Source organism: Pseudonocardia broussonetiae, assembly GCF_013155125.1.
Taxonomy (GTDB): domain Bacteria; phylum Actinomycetota; class Actinomycetes; order Mycobacteriales; family Pseudonocardiaceae; genus Pseudonocardia; species Pseudonocardia broussonetiae.
Window position 1 is genome coordinate 5,462,959 of sequence record NZ_CP053564.1, and the last position, 15,713, is coordinate 5,478,671.

Sequence of the window (15,713 nt, forward strand, 5' to 3'; positions counted from 1 at the left end):
TCCGGCCCGGCGCGGCGATCCCGCGCCCGGTACCGGCTCCGCACCGAGCAGACCCGAAGAGAAGAGAGGTACCCGCATGTCCGCACCCACCCAGAACCTCACCCGCGGTGTCGTGACGCTGTCGCACGACGGAGCCGAGAAGCTGATCGGCGCGACGGTCGCGGCCGCGCGGGAGGCGGGCCTGCCGGTGTCGGTCGCGGTGCACGACTCCGCGGCGAACCTGCTGGCGTTCCTCCGCATGGACGGCGCACCGGAGCTGACGATCGGCATCGCGCAGGACAAGTCGTACACCGCGGCCGCGTTCGGGGCGCCGACCCACCAGCTGCACGAGGTCATCAAGGACGACGAGCCACTGCGCCTCGGTTTCGTGCACACGCCCCGCGTCGTCACGTTCGGCGGCGGGTTCCCGCTGGTCTCCGAGGGCCTGCTCGTCGGCGGCATCGGTGTCAGCGGCGGCCACTACTCGCAGGACGTGGCCGTCGTCGAGGCCGCGCTGAAGGCCACCGGCTTCACCGCCTGACCGGCCACCCGTTCCCGATCCGACTCCGGAGGTCCACGCCATGCCCCCGTCCACCTCTCCCCTGCTGGGCGACCAGCCGATGAAGATCGGCGTGTTCTCGCCGAACTGCAGCGGCGGGATGTCCATGACCGAAGCCCCCCGCTCCCTGGAGATCACCTGGGAGCACCAGATCGAGATCGCGCAGAAGCTGGACAGATGGGGCTTCGACGTGATCGTCCCGATCGCCCGCTGGAAGGGGTTCGGCGGCAGCACCAACTTCAACGGCACCAGCTTCGAGACCCTGACGTGGGCGGCCGGGATCGCCCAGGCGACCGAGAACATCTCCGTCGTCGCGACCACGCACGTCTCGACGATCGACCCGGTGGTCGCGGCGAAGATGGCCGCGACCGTCGACCACATCTCCGGTGGCCGGTTCGGTCTCAACGTCGTCATGGGGTGGTTCACGCCCGAGATGGCGATGATGCAGTGCGACCTCCTGGAGCACGACGAGCGCTACACCTACGGTGCCGAGTGGCTGGAGTTCGTCCAGCGGCTGTGGTCGAGCGACGAACCCTTCGACGTGGACGGGAAGTTCTTCCACGCCGAGGGCTGCGAGTCGCTCCCGAGCCCGGTCCAGAGCCGGCCGACGATCATCAACGCCGGCAACTCGAGGTCGGGGATGGACTACGCGGCCAAGTACGCCGACATCAACTTCTTCGTCACGCCCGACCTGGAGCAGATGGCCGGCTACACCGAGGCGGTCAAGAAGAAGGCGCGCGAGGAGTACGACCGCAACATCAGCACGATGACGTCCTCGATCGTGATCTGCCGGGACACCGAGGCCGAGGCGAAGCGGGTCTACGACGAGATCCTCGAGAAGGGCGACTGGCCCGGCGCCGAGAACCTCATGTCCATCATGGGGATGCAGGTCCAGTCCTCGTTCAGCGAGCAGATCGCCCGGTTCAAGGAACGGTTCATCGTCGGCTGGGGAACGATGCCCCTGGTGGGCACGCCCGAGCAGGTCGTGGAGGCGCTCCAGCAGGTGTCCGATACCGGGATGGAAGGGATCCTGTTCGGGTTCCTGAACTACTCGGAGGAGATCGACTACATGGGCGAGAAGATCCTCCCGCTCATGCGCGAAGCCGGACTGCGGAAGTAGAGGAGAACTCCGATGAGCCGACTCACCGGCAAGAACGCGATCATCACCGGCGCCGCGGGGGGCATGGGACAGATCGCCTGCCGCCGCTTCTGCGAGGAGGGCGCCACGGTCCTCGGTACCGACCTCGACGAGGCGGGCGGCCGCACGCTCGAGAAGGCGCTCCAGGCCGACGGCCTGCCCTTCACCTTCGTCACCGCCGACGTCGCGACCACGGGCGGCGTGGACCAGGTCGTCGCGGCCGCCCGGCAGGACCTCGACGGGCACGTGCACGTGCTCTACAACAACCACGGCATCATCCTCGGCAAGCCGCTGCTCGAGACCACCGACGAGGAGTACGACCGCGTCCTCGACGTCGACCTGAAGAGCGTCTTCCGGCTGACCCGGGCGATCGCCCCGCTGATGACGAGCGGCGGGTCCATCATCAACGTGTCCTCGGCGGGCGGATCGGTCGCGATGCCGGGCATGTCGGTCTACGGCGCGGCCAAGGCGGGCGTCGCGATGTTCTCCAAGGGGGCGGCGACCGACCTCGCCCCGCTCGGCATCCGCGTCAACGCGATCTGCCCGGGCATCATCGACACGCAGATGCCGCGGGCGTTCCTCAGCTCGCTCGGCGACGCGGCCGAGGGGACCCTGCAGGCGCTCGGGGCGTCGCACCTGGTGGACCGGCTCGGTGAGCCCGAGGAGGTCGTCCCGCTCGCGGTCTACCTGGCGAGCGACGAGTCCACGTTCATGACGGGCGCGGCGATCCCCATCGACGGCGGGTACACGACGCGGTGACGGGCCGGGGCCCGTCGTGCGAGCGGACGGGCCCCCGGCCGGCTCCTGGTGCCGGCTCACCGCAGCGGCCGCGTCATCCGGCCACTCCCCCGCACTCCTCACCACGAGGACGAGAACGCGCGAGAGAGAGGCACGGCCATGTCGACAGCCAGACCGACCACGCTGAACCACCGGGACCGCGCCGCCCTGCGCGCCGTCGACGAGGGCAGGTGCGCCCTCGACGGACCCACCCTGCTCGTCGACGGCGTCTGCTGCGCCGACCAGTTCCTCGGCGCCCGCCTCACCGACGCCGGCCTCATCGACGCGACCACGGAGACCGGCCCGGTCTGCCTGACGGCGTCCGGGCGCGCCGCCCTCGACGCCGCCTGACGCGGCGGGCCCGGCCGCCACCGGTACGGCGACCGCTCAGCGGGCGCGCCGCAGGTCGCGCAACAGGTCCTGCCGCCAGCGCTCGGCCCCCGCGACGTCGTTGAACGTGAAGACGTGCAGACCCGCGACCGGAGAGGTGGGGTCGGCGAGGGCCGGACCGAGCCCCCGCACCAGCCGGGTGGGGTCGTAGCCGCCCGGGGTGAAGAAGCGCCAGAACATCCCGCTCTGCTTGCGCAGGAAGCGGGCGGAGTCGCCCACGCCGATGGTCGCGCTGATGCGCAGGAGCTTCTGCCTGCTGATCGGCCCCGGGATCCCGACCGTCACCGGCAGCGTGATCCCGTGCTCCGCGAGCCCGTCGGCCCAGGACCGGGTAGCGGCAGGGGTGAAGCAGATCTGCGTGACCAGGTGGTCGGCGAGCTCCGCCTTGCTCTTGAGCGCGGTGAGCAGAGGGTCGACACCCCGCCCTGCCCGTCGAGATCTGCTTGGCCGCCATGACGGGGTGCATGGTCGGCACGTGCGAGGTGACGAACAGGCCGGCCTGCTCCGTGGCGCTCGCCATGCCCGCGGCCCAGGTGAAGCACTCGAAGCCCGCGCCGTTGAAGTTCGTCTCGCCCCCGAAGCCGCGCCAGCGCCCGACCGGGACCAGCGCCTCGAAGGCCATCTCGTCGCCCATGCGGGCCAGTGCGAGCGACTGGTCCCAGCTCGCCTCGAGCACGCCTGTCGGCGCGGCTGTCCCCCGCGGTGGTTCCTACAGGCACGAGGCCCTCCTCGGTGCGAAACTACGTCTACGGAGTATATGGGGAAGGTACGAGTCGGGCAACCGGGTGTCAACACGTGGTCCAGCTCCTCATGCCCCCTGAGCGGCAGGGAGCAGCAGGTCCGGTAGAGTCGTACGGGCACGGAGAGAGAACGCAGCGGTCGGAGGACCCGCCCATGTCGCACCCGCGGTCGGAGGAGCACGCCGAGCCGGTGCTCGCACTGCGCGAGGCGTCGGGCCACCTGATCCGGCGCTCGCAGCAGCGGCACACCCTGCTGTGGGGACAGGAGTTCAACGGCGACCTGACCGGCCCCCAGTACGCGGTCGTCAGCGCGATCGGCGCCGACAGCGGCCTCGACCAGCGCGCCGTCGGGGAGCGGGCCTCGCTGGACAAGTCGAGCACCGCCGACATCGTCGCCCGCCTCGAGGGCCAGGGGTGGCTGCGCTGGGCGCGCGACCCCGCGGACGGGCGGCGCAAGTCGCTGCACCTCACCCCGCTCGCCCGGACCGCGCTCGGGGAGATCACCCGGCGGGTCCAGCTCGTGCAGGAGCGCCTGCTCGCCCCGCTGCCCCCCGACGCCGCGGAGGAGCTGGTCGACGCGTTGCGCGTCGTCGCCTACGCCGGCGAGCCCCCGCGCCGTGACGACGACGACGGGCAGCTGCTCGCACTGGGGAACGCGCCGGGGCACCTGATCCGCCGGGCGCAGCAGGTCCACACGACGGCGTGGGGCGACGAGGTCGGCCGCGCGATGACCGCGCCGCAGTACGCCGTGCTCAGCGCGCTGTGGTCGCACCCCGGCGGCATCGACCAGGGCACCGGGGCGGAGCTCGCGTCGGTGGACAAGTCGAGCATGGCCGACATCGTCGGACGGCTGGCCCGCCGCGGCTGGGTGGCCCGCACGCGCGACCCGTCCGACGCCCGCCGGCGCCTGCTCGAGCTCACCGACACGGCCCGCGAGGAGCTGACCGGCATCACGCCCGCCGTCCAGCGCGTCCAGGAGCGGGTGCTCGCCCCGCTCCCCGACGACCAGGCCCGCGCCGCGTTCCTCGACGGGCTGCGCGCCCTCGCCTACGACGAGGCGCGCTAGTCCGTCGCGCGACGTACCGCACACGGAGGATCGGCGCCGAGCGCCGTCCCTTGACGTCCTGAGGCCCCGGACGTACGGTCGTGGCGTAATAGTACGTGTACATACTTTATTGCCAGATCGGAGTGGAGATGGCGACACGGCGGTTCCGGGCGAGCGAGCCCGAGCTCGACCTGCTCTACGGCAGCTTCGCCGAGCGGTCCCTGCAGCCCCTGTGGGAGCTGTCCGGCCTGCTCACCCCGGAACCGCGGGTGCAGGGCCTCCCCCACCGGTGGCCCGGCCGCGAGCTGCGCGAGCTGGGCAGCCGGGCGGGCGACCTCGTCCCGGTCGACCGGGGCGGCGACCGCCGCGTGCTCGCCTGCTGCAACCCGGGCCTCGGCGGTGCCCCCTACGCGGTCTCGACGCTGTGGGCCGCCGTCCAGTACCTGCGCGGGCACGAGGTCGCGCCCGCCCACCGCCACACCCCGGCCGCGCTGCGGTTCGTCGTCGAGGGCGAGGGGGTGTGGACCCTCGTCGACGGCGACCCGCTGCACATGGGGGCGGGCGATCTCGTCCTCACGCCGAGCTGGACGTTCCACGAGCACCACAACCCCGGCGACCGGCCGATGATCTGGATGGACGTGCTCGACCTGCCCGTCGTCGCGGCCCTCGACGCGGTCTTCTTCGAGGAGGGCCCCTCCGAGGAGGCGGACACGCGGACCGCACCCCGCTCCGCTTCGGAGGGCTGGTACGCAGGGGCCCCGGGCCTGGTCCCGGTGGACGGCCCGGCGCTGCCCGCCCACCGGTCCCCCCTGCTCGCCTACCGCTGGGCCGACACCGACCGCGCGCTCGGGGCGCTGCTGCGCACCACGGGCGCCGGCCACGCCGCGCTGCGCTACACCGACCCGGTCCGGGGCGGGGACGTGCTGCCGACGATGCGCTGCGAGATCACCCGCACCTGCGCGGGCGCGGCGACGGGCCTGCAGCGCCAGACCGGCGGACGCGTGCTGTGCGTGCTCCACGGCACCGGCACGGTCCGGATCGGCGACGAACGCTTCCCCGCCGAGCCCGGTGACATCCTCGCGGTCCCGTCGTGGTCGCCGTGGTCGGTGGAGGCGGGCGAGCAGATGGACGTCTTCAGCACCAGCGACGCCCCGGTGCTGGAGGCGCTCGGGCTGATGCGCACGCAGGACCTGTCCGCCGCCGGTGCCGCCGCCCGCACCGGAGCGGGCCGGTGACGGCTCCCGCGCTCGTCGTCGGTGGTGGTATCGGCGGGCTGGCGACGGCGCTCTCGCTCGCGCGCAGCGGTCAGCGCGTGCGCCTGCTGGAGCGCGCGGGCGAGTTCGCGGAGATCGGGGCGGGCCTGCAGTTCGGACCGAACGCCAGCCGGGCGCTGGACGCCCTCGGCGTCCTCGACGACGTCCTGCCGGTCGCGGTCCGCCCCGAGCGCGCCGTGCTGATGGACGCGGTCACCGGCGAGCGGATCACCACCCTCGAGCTCGGCCCGGCGTTCGCGCAGCGGTACGGCTACCCCTACCTCGTCCTGCACCGCCACGACCTGCTCGCGACGCTCGTGCGGCACTGCCGCGACCACCCGTCGATCACGCTGGAGACGCGCCGGGAGGTGGTCGGGGTCGAGCTGCGGTCCGACACCGCGGTGGTGACCTGCGCCGACGGAACGACCTACGAGACACCGGCCCTGGTCGCCGCCGACGGCCTGCACTCGGCGCTGCGGCGCCACGTCGTCGCCGACGAGCCGGTGTGCAGCGGGTACGCCGCCTACCGGGGCACCGTCCCCGCGAGCGGGACGTCCACCGACGTCCTGCTGTGGATCGGGCCCGGGATCCACCTCATGCAGTACCCGGTCCGCCGGGGGGAGCTCTACAACCAGGTCGCGGTCTTCCGCAGCCCGCGCTACCACGAGGGGCACACCGCCTCCGGTGACTGGGGCGGCCCGGAGGAGCTGGACGCGGCGTTCGCGACGGCGTGCGGGCCGGTGCGCGACGCGGTCGGGCGGATCCCCCGGGCCCGCAGCTGGGCGATGTTCGACCGCGAACCGGTCACCGGCTGGACGAACGGGCCGCTGGTCCTCACCGGCGACGCCGCCCACCCGATGCTGCAGTACCTCGGGCAGGGCGCCTGCCAGGCCCTGGAGGACGCGGTCGAGCTCGGCCACCGGTTCCGCCGCCACACCGGCGGCGGAGCCGTCGACGTGGCGGCCGCCTACCGGGAGTTCGAACAGGCCCGCCTGCCGCGCACGACGCGGTGCCAGACCAGCGCCCGGCCGTGGGGGGACCTGTGGCACACCGAGGACCCCCTGGTCCTGGCCCTGCGCGACCGGGTCCTGGGCCGCCGGGCCCCCGACGACTACCGCGAGCTGGACTGGCTCTACGCCGCTGCGCCCGATCCCGCTGCGCCCGATCCCGCTGCGCCCGATCCGACCGCACCGGCACCGGCCGTGCCCGGCCACGACCGGCAGTCCGTCCCTTCCTGATCCCGACCCTGGAGATCGACGCCATGCGCTTCCTGTCCTTCCTCGACCAGACCGGCGCGATCCGGGACCTCACCGGGCTGCTCCCGCCGGGAGCCGGCAGTCCACTCCGGAGGTTGGTCACGAGCGGGATCGACCCCGCTCCGCTGATCGCCGCGGCACCGGTGGTCGAGGCGGCAACCACCACGCTGCTCCCGGTGGTGCCGGACCCGTCCAAGATCGTGGCCGCCCCGGTCAACTACCGCGCCCACCAGGCCGAGATGAACGAGGCGGCCCACATCGACGCGCTCGGGGTCTTCCTCAAGGCCCCCAGCTCCGCGCTGGCCGGTGGTGGCACGGTGCGACTGCCCTACACCGACCGCCGCTTCGACCAGGAGGGCGAGTTCGCCGCCGTGATCGGGCGGACCACCCGCCACGTCACCGAGGCGCAGGCCCTCGACTCGGTCTTCGGCTACACCTGCCTCATGGACATGACGATGCGCGGCGGCGAGGACCGGTCCGTCCGCAAGTCGTTCGACACCTTCACCCCGCTCGGCCCGACCCTGGTCACGCCCGACGAGGTGCCGCCGGTCGACGACCTGGAGCTGCGGCTGCTGGTGAACGGCACGCTCCGGCAGCGGGCCGAGGTGTCCGACCTGATCTGGAACCTGCCCCGCTTGATCGCCTACGTCTCCTCGGTGATGACGCTGCTGCCCGGCGACGTCGTCACGACGGGCACCCCCGAGGGGGTGGGCGAGGTCGTCGACGGCGACCGCATCGACCTGGAGATCACCGGCCTGGACCGGCTGTCGGTCACCGTCAGCGACGCCGGCGCCGTCCCGTGCCCCACCCGCGGCGCCCGCCGCGGCCCGGTGCCCCCGCCGGCGCTGACCCCCGTGCACGAACGCGGCGTGCGGTCGTGACGGCCCGCCCCGTCGGCGCCGCCGGGCTGGCCCTGGTCGACGCGCGCACGCCGGACCAGGTGCCGCTCGCCGGCCGGGCCGAGGCGGTCCGCACCCTCGTCCTGGCCGAACGGACGGCCAAGGACCTCGGGCACTGGGACGTCATGGAGGCCGCCTTCGCCCCCGGGTCCCGGGTGCGCGTCTCGTGGTTCGAGGGGACCGGGGCCGGGTTCGTCGCCGGCGCGCGGGCCCGGGCGGCCCGCGGCGGCACACCCTCGTTCCACGAGATCGGCGCGGTCTCCGTCGTCGTCAACGGCCGGCGGGCGCTCGCCGACGCCCCGTGCGCGGTCCACATCCGGGCCTGCCTCGACGGGGCCGACGCCGACCTCGTCAGCCGCGGCCGGGTCTGCTGGCGCGTCGCGGAGACCGGCGGGCGGTGGCGGATCGCGTCGCTCGACATGATCTACGTGCGCGACGCGCGGCGCCGCCTCAGTAGGTGATGACGGCCTTGAAGCGCACCTCACCCGCGGCGGCCCGGGCGTGGGCCTCCTCGGCGCGCTCCTTCGGGAAGGTCTCGATCATCGGCGTGACCAGCCCGCGCGCCACGAGGTCGAGAGCCTCGACCAGGTGCTCGACGGTGTTGTGGGCGGAGCCGATGACCTGGTGGCTGTTCGACGTCAGGGCGAGCGCCGGCAGCACCAGGTCGTCCGTGCCGATCCCCATGAGGACGACCTTGCCCCACGGCCGGAGACCGGTCATCGCGTCGGTGACGGCGCCGTGCGAGCTGTTCGTGTGCAGCAGCACGTCGGCGCCGCCGGCCGCCTTCAGGGAGGCGCCGTCGGACACGACATCGTCGGCGCCCAACTGCAGGGCGAGGTCCTTCTTGTCGGGGCTGTGCGTCATCGCGACGACGTGGAAGCCGGCGGCCTTCGCGTACTGGATCGCCAGGTGCCCGAGCCCGCCGACGCCCGAGACCGCGACCCGCGCGCCCGGCCTGGGCTCGGCCCGGCGCAGCCCGGCCCACACGGTGTAGCCGGCGCAGAGGATCGGAGCGGCGTCCTCGTAGGAGACCGCGTCCGGCAGGATCACCGTCCCTCCGGCGTCGACGGCGACGTACTCGGCGTGCGCACCGTCCACGGTGACCCCGGTCAGGGTGGGCGCGGCGCAGTTCGCCGCCCCCACGAAGCTGATCGGGTGCTCCTCGCGGCAGTAGTCGCAGACGCCGCACATCTTCTGGGCCATGACGACGCCCACCCGGTCACCGACCGCGCGGTCGGTCACGCCCTCGCCCACGGCCACCACCTCGCCCGCCGCCTCGTGCCCGGGGACGATCGGGAACTCCCGGAACACCAGGACCCCGTCGGACAGCCACAGGTCGGTGCCGCAGATCGCGCACGCCCGCACCCGCACCAGGACGTCGTTCGGGCCCACCACCGGGACGTCCCGGTCCTGGAGGTCCCACCCACCGCCGGCCCCGCTGACCACGACCGACTTCATCCGGGATGTCATGTTCGAACCTCACCTCGCATCGTAGGAACGGCGCACGGAATCGGCGCCGGACGACGTCGGGAGGACCTCGGGAAGAATGGTCCGGACCGCGACGCCTGCCGACGAATCTAGGTCGGACATCGCGGCAAACGCGTATCCGGCGGCCCGGATCCGGGACGGGGACACCGCTGTTCGCATTCCGCCGGGCCCGCACGCTGGACCTATTCGCGGATGGTCGTCACCCATCCATCTTCGACGGCTGCACGGCCCTCAGTGCCGGGGGCTGCTCGCCCACCGGTACTGCACGGCCCAGGACCGGAACTCCTCGGCCGCGGCCTCCACGACGCGTCCGGCGGGCACGAGGAGGCCGATCTGCCGGTGGTGCCGCGGCGTGATCGGCACCTCCGCCGAACCGGCCAGGGCGCCGCCGTGGCGGGCGGGCAGCACGGCCAGCCCGACCCCGGCGGTGGCGAGCCCGCGCACGGTCTCGACCTCGTCGGTCTCGAACCCGTAGCGCGGTCGGACACCGGCGGCGCGGAAGAGATCGTCGACCCGTCGACGCAGCGCGATGCCGGGCGACAGGCCGACGAACGTCTCGTCGCGGCAGTCGAACAGGCGGACCGCGTCGCGGCGCGCCAGTCGGTGACCCTCTGTCGCGACGAGGACGAACACCTCCCGGAAGAGCTCGGTCGCGAGAACCCCCACGTCATCCGGGCGGATCGAGGTCAACGCGACGTCGATCGTCCCGTCGCGCAGCTTCCCGACCAGTTCCTCGTGCGGGGCCTGCACCAGGGTGAGTCGGACGCGGGGGTGCGCCGCGCGGTAGTGGCGCAGCAGCTCGGGCGCCCGGCCCACCCCCAGGGTGCGCAGGAACCCGAACACGACGTGACCGCCGGTCGGGTCGGCGGCCTCGTGCGCGCGCGTGACACCCACCGCCAGCGAGGCCCGGGCGGCGCCCACCGACTCGGCCAGCGCGACCCCTGCCCGGGTCAGCTCGACCCGTCGCCCGACCCGGTGCGTGAGGGGTACGCCGACGGTGCGGCTGAGCGCCGTGAGCCAGCGCGTGGCGGTGGGCTGCGGCACGCCGACGGCCGCCGCCGCCGCGCTCAGGTGACCGTGCTCCGTCATGGCCTGCAGGAGCGTGAGCCGCGGCACGAGGTCGGAGGCGATGGTCGCCGACGGGGAGGACACCGGGGAATCCTAGTCGGCCGCTGCCGCACCGACCGGAAATGGATGCTTTCTCTCCATCACTGAATACGAGCAGGCGGTGACGGGTGACGACAACGGGGCGACAGCGATCTGCGCCGCCGTTTCCGCGTCCGGCGATGACACGAGCCGAACGCTCGTGGAACCGTCGATGTCGAATCGGATTCCGGCGAGGGGAAGGACATCGGATGCCAGGGAGAACCGTGGGAGCGGCCGCCGTGCTCGACAGGATCGACAGGGGCCTGTTCATCGGCGGTCGGTGGCGACCGGCCTCGGGTGGTCGGACCTTCGCCGTGGAGGACCCGTCGTCCGGCCACACCCTCTGCGAGGTCGCCGACGCCACGGCCGAGGACGCGCTCGACGCGCTGTCCGCGGCCGCCACGGCGCAGCGGGCCTGGGCGGCGACGCCGCCGCGCGAGCGGGCGGAGGTCCTGCGCCGCGCCTACGAGATCCTGGTCGCGCGGACCGAGGAGGCGGCGCTGCTGATCACGCTGGAGATGGGCAAGTCGCTGTCCGAGTCGCGGTCCGAGGTGGCCTACGGCGCCGAGTTCCTCCGGTGGTACGCCGAGGAGGCCGTGCGCATCCCGGGCGACTTCACCGTGGAGCCCGGCGGCTCGGGACGGATCGTCCTGATGCGTCAGCCGGTGGGCCCGAGCCTCCTGATCACGCCGTGGAACGTGCCGCTGGCGATGCCCACGCGCAAGATCGGCCCGGCGGTCGCGGCGGGGTGCACCATGATCCTCAAGCCCGCCGAGCAGACTCCGCTCACCGCGCTCCTGCTCGCGCAGGTGCTGACGGAGGCCGGCCTGCCCGACGGCGTCCTGAACGTGCTGACGACCTCCGATCCCGGGTCCGTCGCCGCACCGCTGATGCGCGACGACCGGTTGCGCAAGGTCTCCTTCACCGGGTCGACCGAGGTCGGCCGCACGTTGATCGCCGCTTCCGCCGAGAGGGTCCTGCGGACGTCGATGGAGCTGGGCGGGAACGCCCCGTTCATCGTCTGCGCCGATGCCGACGTCGACGCCGCCGTGGACGGCGCGATGGTCGCGAAGATGCGCAACGTCGGGCAGGCGTGCATCGCGGCCAACCGGTTCTACGTCCACGCGGACGTCGCCGCGGAGTTCGTGGAGGAGCTCACGGCGCGGATGCGCGGGATGGTGGTGGGCCGCGGTACCGACGACGGCGTCGAGGTCGGTCCGCTCGTCGACGAGGCCCAGCGGGACAAGGTCGCGGAGCTCGTCGACGACGCCGTGGGCCGTGGTGCCCGGCTGCACACGGGAGGAGCCGTGCCGCCCGGCCCGGGCTGGTTCTACCCGCCCACCGTGCTGACCGGTGTGCCGTCCTCCGCGCGCCTGGTCACCGAGGAGATCTTCGGGCCGGTCGCCGCCGTCACGACCTTCACCGACGAGCAGGAGGTGCTCCGCGCGGCCAACGCCACCGGGTCGGGGCTGGTCAGCTACGTCTACAGCCGCGACATCGGGCGTGCGGTCCGGATGGCCGAGTCCCTCGAGACCGGCATGGTCGGGCTGAACCGCGGGTTCGTCTCGAACCCGGCCGCCCCGTTCGGCGGGATGAAGCAGAGCGGCCTGGGCCGCGAGGGCGGCCGCGTCGGGATCGAGGAGTACCTCGAGCTCAAGTACGTGGCCCTGGACGTGGACTGATGGGCGCCGGGCCGACCCCGCGCACCGAGGTCGACTTCGGCGGGCGCGTCGCCGTGCCCGGCGACGCCCTGTGGGGGGCCCAGACCCAGCGCGCGATCGAGGCGTTCACGATCAGCGACCTGCGGATGCCGCGGCCCCACATCAGGGCCCTGGGCTCCCTGAAGCGCGCCGCGGCCCGGGCCAACGCCGATCTCGGCGTGCTCGACGCGCTCGACGCCCCGGTCGTCGACGCGATCGTGGCCGCGGCCGGCGAGGTCGCCGACGGGCTGCTGGACGACCACTTCCGGATCGACGTGTTCCAGACCGGCAGCGGCACCGACACCCACATGAACGCCAACGAGGTGATCGCCAACCGGGCCAACCAGCTGCTCGGCGTGCCGCTGGGCACCAGGCACCCGGTCCACCCCCACGACCACGTCAACCGCGGGCAGTCCTCGAACGACGTCACCCCGACCGTCGTCCACCTCACCGCCCAGGCCGCGATCAGCCACCGGCTCGTCCCCGCCTTCTCCCACCTGGCCTCCGCGCTGCGCGCGACCGCCGCGGCGACCGACGACGTCGTCAAGCCGGGGCGCACGCACCTGCAGGACGCCGTCCCTATCCGCCTCGGCCAGGAGTTCTCCGGGCACGCCGGGCAGGTCGAACGCAGCATCGTGAGGTTCCGGTCCGCGCAGCAGGGCCTCGCGGAGGTCGCGCTCGGCGGCACGGCGGTCGGCACCGGCCTGAACACCCACCCGGAGTTCGCCGGCCGGGTCGTCGCGGCGCTGGCCGCGGAGTTCGACGTCGAGCTGCACGAGACGCGGAACCACTTCCAGGCGCAGAACAACCTCGACGCCGTCGTGTTCGCCTCCGGTGCGCTCCGGACCGCCGCGACCAGCCTGCTCAAGATCGCGGACGACGTGCGGTGGATGAGCAGCGGGCCGCGCGCCGGGCTCGGGGAGATCGAGGTGCCCGGCCTGTCGATGGGCTCGTCGATCATGCCGGGCAAGACCAACCCGGTCGTCGCCGAGGCGGTGTGCCAGGTCGCCGCGAAGGTGGCCGGCAACGACGCCACCATCGCGCTGGCCGGCGGGCGGGGCAACTTCGAGCTGACGGTGATGAGCCCGGTCGTCGCGTACTGCCTGCTGGAGTCGATCGACCTGCTCGCCGGTGCGGCCACGGTGTTCGCCGACACGTGCATCAGCGGCATCCGCGCCACGGCGGCGGGCCCGGCCGCGGTCGAGCGGAGCCTGATGACGGTCACGGCCCTCTCGCCGCGCATCGGCTACGACGCGGCGGCCGCCGTCGCGGCCGAGGCCCGGTCCACCGGCCGCACGATCCGCGAGGTCGCCCGGGAACGCACCGGTCTCGGCGAGGACGAGCTCCTCGCCCTGCTCGATCCGCAGCGGATGGTCGGACCGCGCGTCCGGCCGGACCGGACCCGGGAGAGGAGCTGACGGTGTCCCCGAACCGCATCGCTCATCGGACGACGGCGACCGGGCACCGCCCGCGGTGCAGCACCCCGTGGCTCACCGACCCCAGCAGCAGGCTCGCCGCACCGCCGCGGCCGCGCGACCCCACCACCAGCAGCTGCGCCGCGGCGGACCGCTCCACCAGTGCGTGCGTCGGCAGGTCCCGCACCACCTCGCGCTCCACGACCACCTCGGGGAACTTCTCCCGCCACCCCGCCAGGCGTTCCGCCAGGACCGCGCGCTCGCTCTGCTCGACGGCGTCCCAGTCCATCAGGGGCGCGGCCACCGGGTCGAACGCCAGGTCCGTCCAGCTGTGGACCGCCACCAGCGGGACCCCGCGCGCCGCGGCCGCCTCGAACGCGAACGCGGTGGCCGCCTCGCTGTCCGGCGAGCCGTCGACGCCCACCAGCACCGGGCCTCCCGCCGCGCCCAGAGCCTCCTCCCGCACCACCACGACCGGGCACGCGGCGTGCCCCGCCAGGGCCGCCGACACCGAGCCCAGCAGCAGTCCCGCGACCCCGCCCCGGCCCCGCGACCCGACGACGAGCAGCTGCGCGTGCCGCGCCTCGTCGGCCAGCGTCCCGATCGGGAACCCCACACGCAGCTCCGTGCTGACCGGCACGTCCGCCGCCGCTGCCGACCCCTCGGCCGCGGCCAGGTCGCGCCGGGCCACCGCCTCCATCTCGTCCCGGTAGCGCTCCCCCAGACCCGGGTGCCCGACGACGTGGTCCGACGCCCACGCGAACGCCGTCACCAGCCGCAGCGGCGCACCCCGCCGGGACGCCTCCGCCGCCGCCCACCCGACGGCGCACCGCGCCGCCCCTGATCCGTCCACCCCGACCACCACCGGCCGGTCCGCCCGCTGCACGTCCATGTCGGCACCTCTCCGTCGTCACGTCGACGGTGCCGCGGGCCGGGCCGGTCCGGCAGCGGGCAACCGGCACCCGGGAGCAGAGCCCTTCGGCCCGGCATTGCTGCCGGGCTGCTGCACGGGGTGTGATGCACGGCATGGACCTGCCGTCGCTGCGCTACGCGGTCACCTTGGCCGAGGAGCTGCACTTCGGCCGGGCCGCGCAGCGCAACTACACCTCGGCGCAGGCCTTCGGGCAGCACATCGCCGCCCTGGAGCGCGAGCTCGGCAGCCGCCTGTTCGACCGCACCACCCGCCGCGTCGCGCTCACCGCGAGCGGGGAGGCGCTGGTCGGGCGGGCCCGGCAGGTCCTCGAGGCGGTCGACGACCTCGTGGCGACCGCGCGCCGCGAGCCGCCGGCGGGCGACCACCTGGTGGTCGGGGTCTTCGGCTTCGGACTGGGCGACCTGGGGGTCGGCGTCGTGGAGACCTTCCGCGAGGCCCGTCCCGACGTCGTCATCGAGCTGCGGGACCTGACGTTCGTCGACATCTACGACACCGTGCGCAGCGGCGAGGTGGACGTCGCGATGCTGATGCAGACCGGCCCCGTCGACGGGGTGCGGTTCCACCGCATGGCCGAGGTGCCCCGGGTCTGCGTGGTGCCGGTCCGGTCGGAGTGGGCCGACGCGGAACGGCTGACCGAAGCGGACCTGAGCGCGGCGCGCCGGGTTCCGCTCGCGGTGTCGCGCCAACTGGCCGACTGGTGCCGCGTCGAGTCCGACCCGCGGAACCGCACGGCCCTGCGGACCCCGGCGGCGGTCCCCGCGGCGGTCGCGGCGACGGGCGCCGTCTCGGTGCACGCCGGCCCGGCGCGCGAGTACTACCCGCACCCGGGCGTCCGCTACGTCCCGTGCGAGGGCGAGGCCTGCACGCTCTCGGTCGCCACCCGGAGCAGCCGTCGCAACCCGCTGGCCGACGACTTCACCGCGGTGGCCGAGGCGGTGGCCACCTCCCTGGAGCGGGTGCGCGAGGTCCCGGGATTGTAAAGGGATCGCCTGAT

The 15,713-nt window shown here is 73.7% G+C and carries 16 protein-coding genes; 12 read left to right on the forward strand and 4 right to left on the reverse strand.

All coding sequences use genetic code 11. The annotated features are described in order from the left end of the window. The first annotated feature begins 76 nt into the window (after positions 1 to 76). From HOP40_RS26465 to HOP40_RS26480, 4 genes are all read left to right on the forward strand, one after another. Complete coding sequence (locus HOP40_RS26465) at positions 77 to 520, forward strand: GlcG/HbpS family heme-binding protein (protein WP_172163380.1); 444 nt, start codon at positions 77 to 79, stop codon at positions 518 to 520. A gap of 40 nt (positions 521 to 560) precedes the next feature. Then, the gene (locus HOP40_RS26470) at positions 561 to 1,658 is read left to right on the forward strand and encodes an LLM class flavin-dependent oxidoreductase (RefSeq protein WP_240157290.1); all 1,098 of its coding nucleotides are present in this window, start codon (positions 561 to 563) and stop codon (positions 1,656 to 1,658) included. A gap of 12 nt (positions 1,659 to 1,670) precedes the next feature. After that, positions 1,671 to 2,435, forward strand: coding sequence for an SDR family NAD(P)-dependent oxidoreductase (locus HOP40_RS26475; protein WP_172163383.1), 765 nt, complete (start codon positions 1,671 to 1,673; stop codon positions 2,433 to 2,435). Between the two features lie 138 nt (positions 2,436 to 2,573). Continuing rightward, positions 2,574 to 2,804: a hypothetical protein gene (locus HOP40_RS26480; RefSeq protein WP_172163386.1), complete on the forward strand. Its 231-nt coding sequence runs from the start codon at positions 2,574 to 2,576 to the stop codon at positions 2,802 to 2,804. Positions 2,805 to 2,840: 36 nt separating this feature from the next. On the opposite strand, the gene HOP40_RS36105 is transcribed toward HOP40_RS26480, so the two are convergent. Continuing rightward, a complete protein-coding gene (locus HOP40_RS36105; protein ID WP_240157291.1) occupies positions 2,841 to 3,128 on the reverse strand; it encodes a hypothetical protein in 288 nt (95 codons plus the stop codon). A 609-nt stretch (positions 3,129 to 3,737) separates the two neighbouring features. Between HOP40_RS36105 and HOP40_RS26490 the strand changes: the two genes are divergently transcribed. The 5 genes from HOP40_RS26490 to HOP40_RS26510 all read left to right on the forward strand — a co-directional run bounded on the left by HOP40_RS26490 (position 3,738) and on the right by HOP40_RS26510 (position 8,497). Then, complete coding sequence (locus HOP40_RS26490) at positions 3,738 to 4,649, forward strand: MarR family winged helix-turn-helix transcriptional regulator (RefSeq protein WP_172163392.1); 912 nt, start codon at positions 3,738 to 3,740, stop codon at positions 4,647 to 4,649. A 128-nt stretch (positions 4,650 to 4,777) separates the two neighbouring features. Next, positions 4,778 to 5,863, forward strand: coding sequence for a cupin domain-containing protein (locus HOP40_RS26495; protein ID WP_172163395.1), 1,086 nt, complete (start codon positions 4,778 to 4,780; stop codon positions 5,861 to 5,863). After that, positions 5,860 to 7,119 carry an FAD-dependent monooxygenase gene (locus HOP40_RS26500; protein ID WP_172163398.1) on the forward strand — a complete coding sequence of 420 codons (1,260 nt, stop codon included), beginning with the start codon at positions 5,860 to 5,862 and terminating at the stop codon, positions 7,117 to 7,119. The genes HOP40_RS26495 and HOP40_RS26500 overlap by 4 nt, the downstream gene beginning before the upstream one ends. Positions 7,120 to 7,142: 23 nt before the next feature. After that, a complete protein-coding gene (locus HOP40_RS26505; RefSeq protein ID WP_172163401.1) occupies positions 7,143 to 8,018 on the forward strand; it encodes a fumarylacetoacetate hydrolase family protein in 876 nt (291 codons plus the stop codon). Then, positions 8,015 to 8,497: a nuclear transport factor 2 family protein gene (locus HOP40_RS26510; protein WP_172163404.1), complete on the forward strand. Its 483-nt coding sequence runs from the start codon at positions 8,015 to 8,017 to the stop codon at positions 8,495 to 8,497. Before HOP40_RS26505 ends, HOP40_RS26510 begins: the two co-directional genes overlap by 4 nt. Here HOP40_RS26510 and HOP40_RS26515 read toward each other — a convergent pair. Together HOP40_RS26515 and HOP40_RS26520 are read right to left on the reverse strand one after the other, a co-directional pair. Further along, entirely contained in the window at positions 8,487 to 9,506 is a 1,020-nt protein-coding gene (locus HOP40_RS26515; protein WP_205346928.1) for an alcohol dehydrogenase catalytic domain-containing protein, read from the reverse strand. The two genes, HOP40_RS26510 and HOP40_RS26515, sit on opposite strands and share 11 nt — an antisense overlap. A 249-nt stretch (positions 9,507 to 9,755) precedes the next feature. Beyond that, positions 9,756 to 10,676, reverse strand: coding sequence for a LysR family transcriptional regulator (locus HOP40_RS26520; protein WP_172163407.1), 921 nt, complete (start codon positions 10,674 to 10,676; stop codon positions 9,756 to 9,758). A gap of 203 nt (positions 10,677 to 10,879) precedes the next feature. Between HOP40_RS26520 and HOP40_RS26525 the strand changes: the two genes are divergently transcribed. Next, positions 10,880 to 12,352 carry an NAD-dependent succinate-semialdehyde dehydrogenase gene (locus HOP40_RS26525; RefSeq protein WP_172163410.1) on the forward strand — a complete coding sequence of 491 codons (1,473 nt, stop codon included), beginning with the start codon at positions 10,880 to 10,882 and terminating at the stop codon, positions 12,350 to 12,352. Continuing rightward, positions 12,352 to 13,788: a class II fumarate hydratase gene (locus tag HOP40_RS26530; protein ID WP_172163413.1), complete on the forward strand. Its 1,437-nt coding sequence runs from the start codon at positions 12,352 to 12,354 to the stop codon at positions 13,786 to 13,788. Before HOP40_RS26525 ends, HOP40_RS26530 begins: the two co-directional genes overlap by 1 nt. 22 nt (positions 13,789 to 13,810) lie before the next feature. On the opposite strand, the gene HOP40_RS26535 is transcribed toward HOP40_RS26530, so the two are convergent. Beyond that, the gene (locus HOP40_RS26535; RefSeq protein ID WP_172163416.1) at positions 13,811 to 14,677 is read right to left on the reverse strand and encodes a universal stress protein; all 867 of its coding nucleotides are present in this window, start codon (positions 14,675 to 14,677) and stop codon (positions 13,811 to 13,813) included. A gap of 134 nt (positions 14,678 to 14,811) precedes the next feature. On the opposite strand from HOP40_RS26535, the gene HOP40_RS26540 reads away from it, so the two are divergent. Beyond that, a complete protein-coding gene (locus HOP40_RS26540) occupies positions 14,812 to 15,699 on the forward strand; it encodes a LysR family transcriptional regulator (protein WP_172163419.1) in 888 nt (295 codons plus the stop codon). The last annotated feature ends 14 nt before the right edge of the window (positions 15,700 to 15,713 follow it).

Coding starts and splice junctions, on each gene's coding strand:
- HOP40_RS26530 (WP_172163413.1), top strand. CDS start 12,352: ATGGGCGCCGGGCCGACCCCGCGCACCGAGGTCGACTTCGGCGGGCGC.
- HOP40_RS26495 (WP_172163395.1), top strand. CDS start 4,778: ATGGCGACACGGCGGTTCCGGGCGAGCGAGCCCGAGCTCGACCTGCTC.
- HOP40_RS26465 (WP_172163380.1), top strand. CDS start 77: ATGTCCGCACCCACCCAGAACCTCACCCGCGGTGTCGTGACGCTGTCG.
- HOP40_RS26490 (WP_172163392.1), top strand. CDS start 3,738: ATGTCGCACCCGCGGTCGGAGGAGCACGCCGAGCCGGTGCTCGCACTG.
- HOP40_RS26535 (WP_172163416.1), bottom strand. CDS start 14,677: ATGGACGTGCAGCGGGCGGACCGGCCGGTGGTGGTCGGGGTGGACGGA.
- HOP40_RS26540 (WP_172163419.1), top strand. CDS start 14,812: ATGGACCTGCCGTCGCTGCGCTACGCGGTCACCTTGGCCGAGGAGCTG.
- HOP40_RS26470 (WP_240157290.1), top strand. CDS start 561: ATGCCCCCGTCCACCTCTCCCCTGCTGGGCGACCAGCCGATGAAGATC.
- HOP40_RS26515 (WP_205346928.1), bottom strand. CDS start 9,506: ATGACATCCCGGATGAAGTCGGTCGTGGTCAGCGGGGCCGGCGGTGGG.
- HOP40_RS26525 (WP_172163410.1), top strand. CDS start 10,880: ATGCCAGGGAGAACCGTGGGAGCGGCCGCCGTGCTCGACAGGATCGAC.
- HOP40_RS26480 (WP_172163386.1), top strand. CDS start 2,574: ATGTCGACAGCCAGACCGACCACGCTGAACCACCGGGACCGCGCCGCC.
- HOP40_RS26505 (WP_172163401.1), top strand. CDS start 7,143: ATGCGCTTCCTGTCCTTCCTCGACCAGACCGGCGCGATCCGGGACCTC.
- HOP40_RS26475 (WP_172163383.1), top strand. CDS start 1,671: ATGAGCCGACTCACCGGCAAGAACGCGATCATCACCGGCGCCGCGGGG.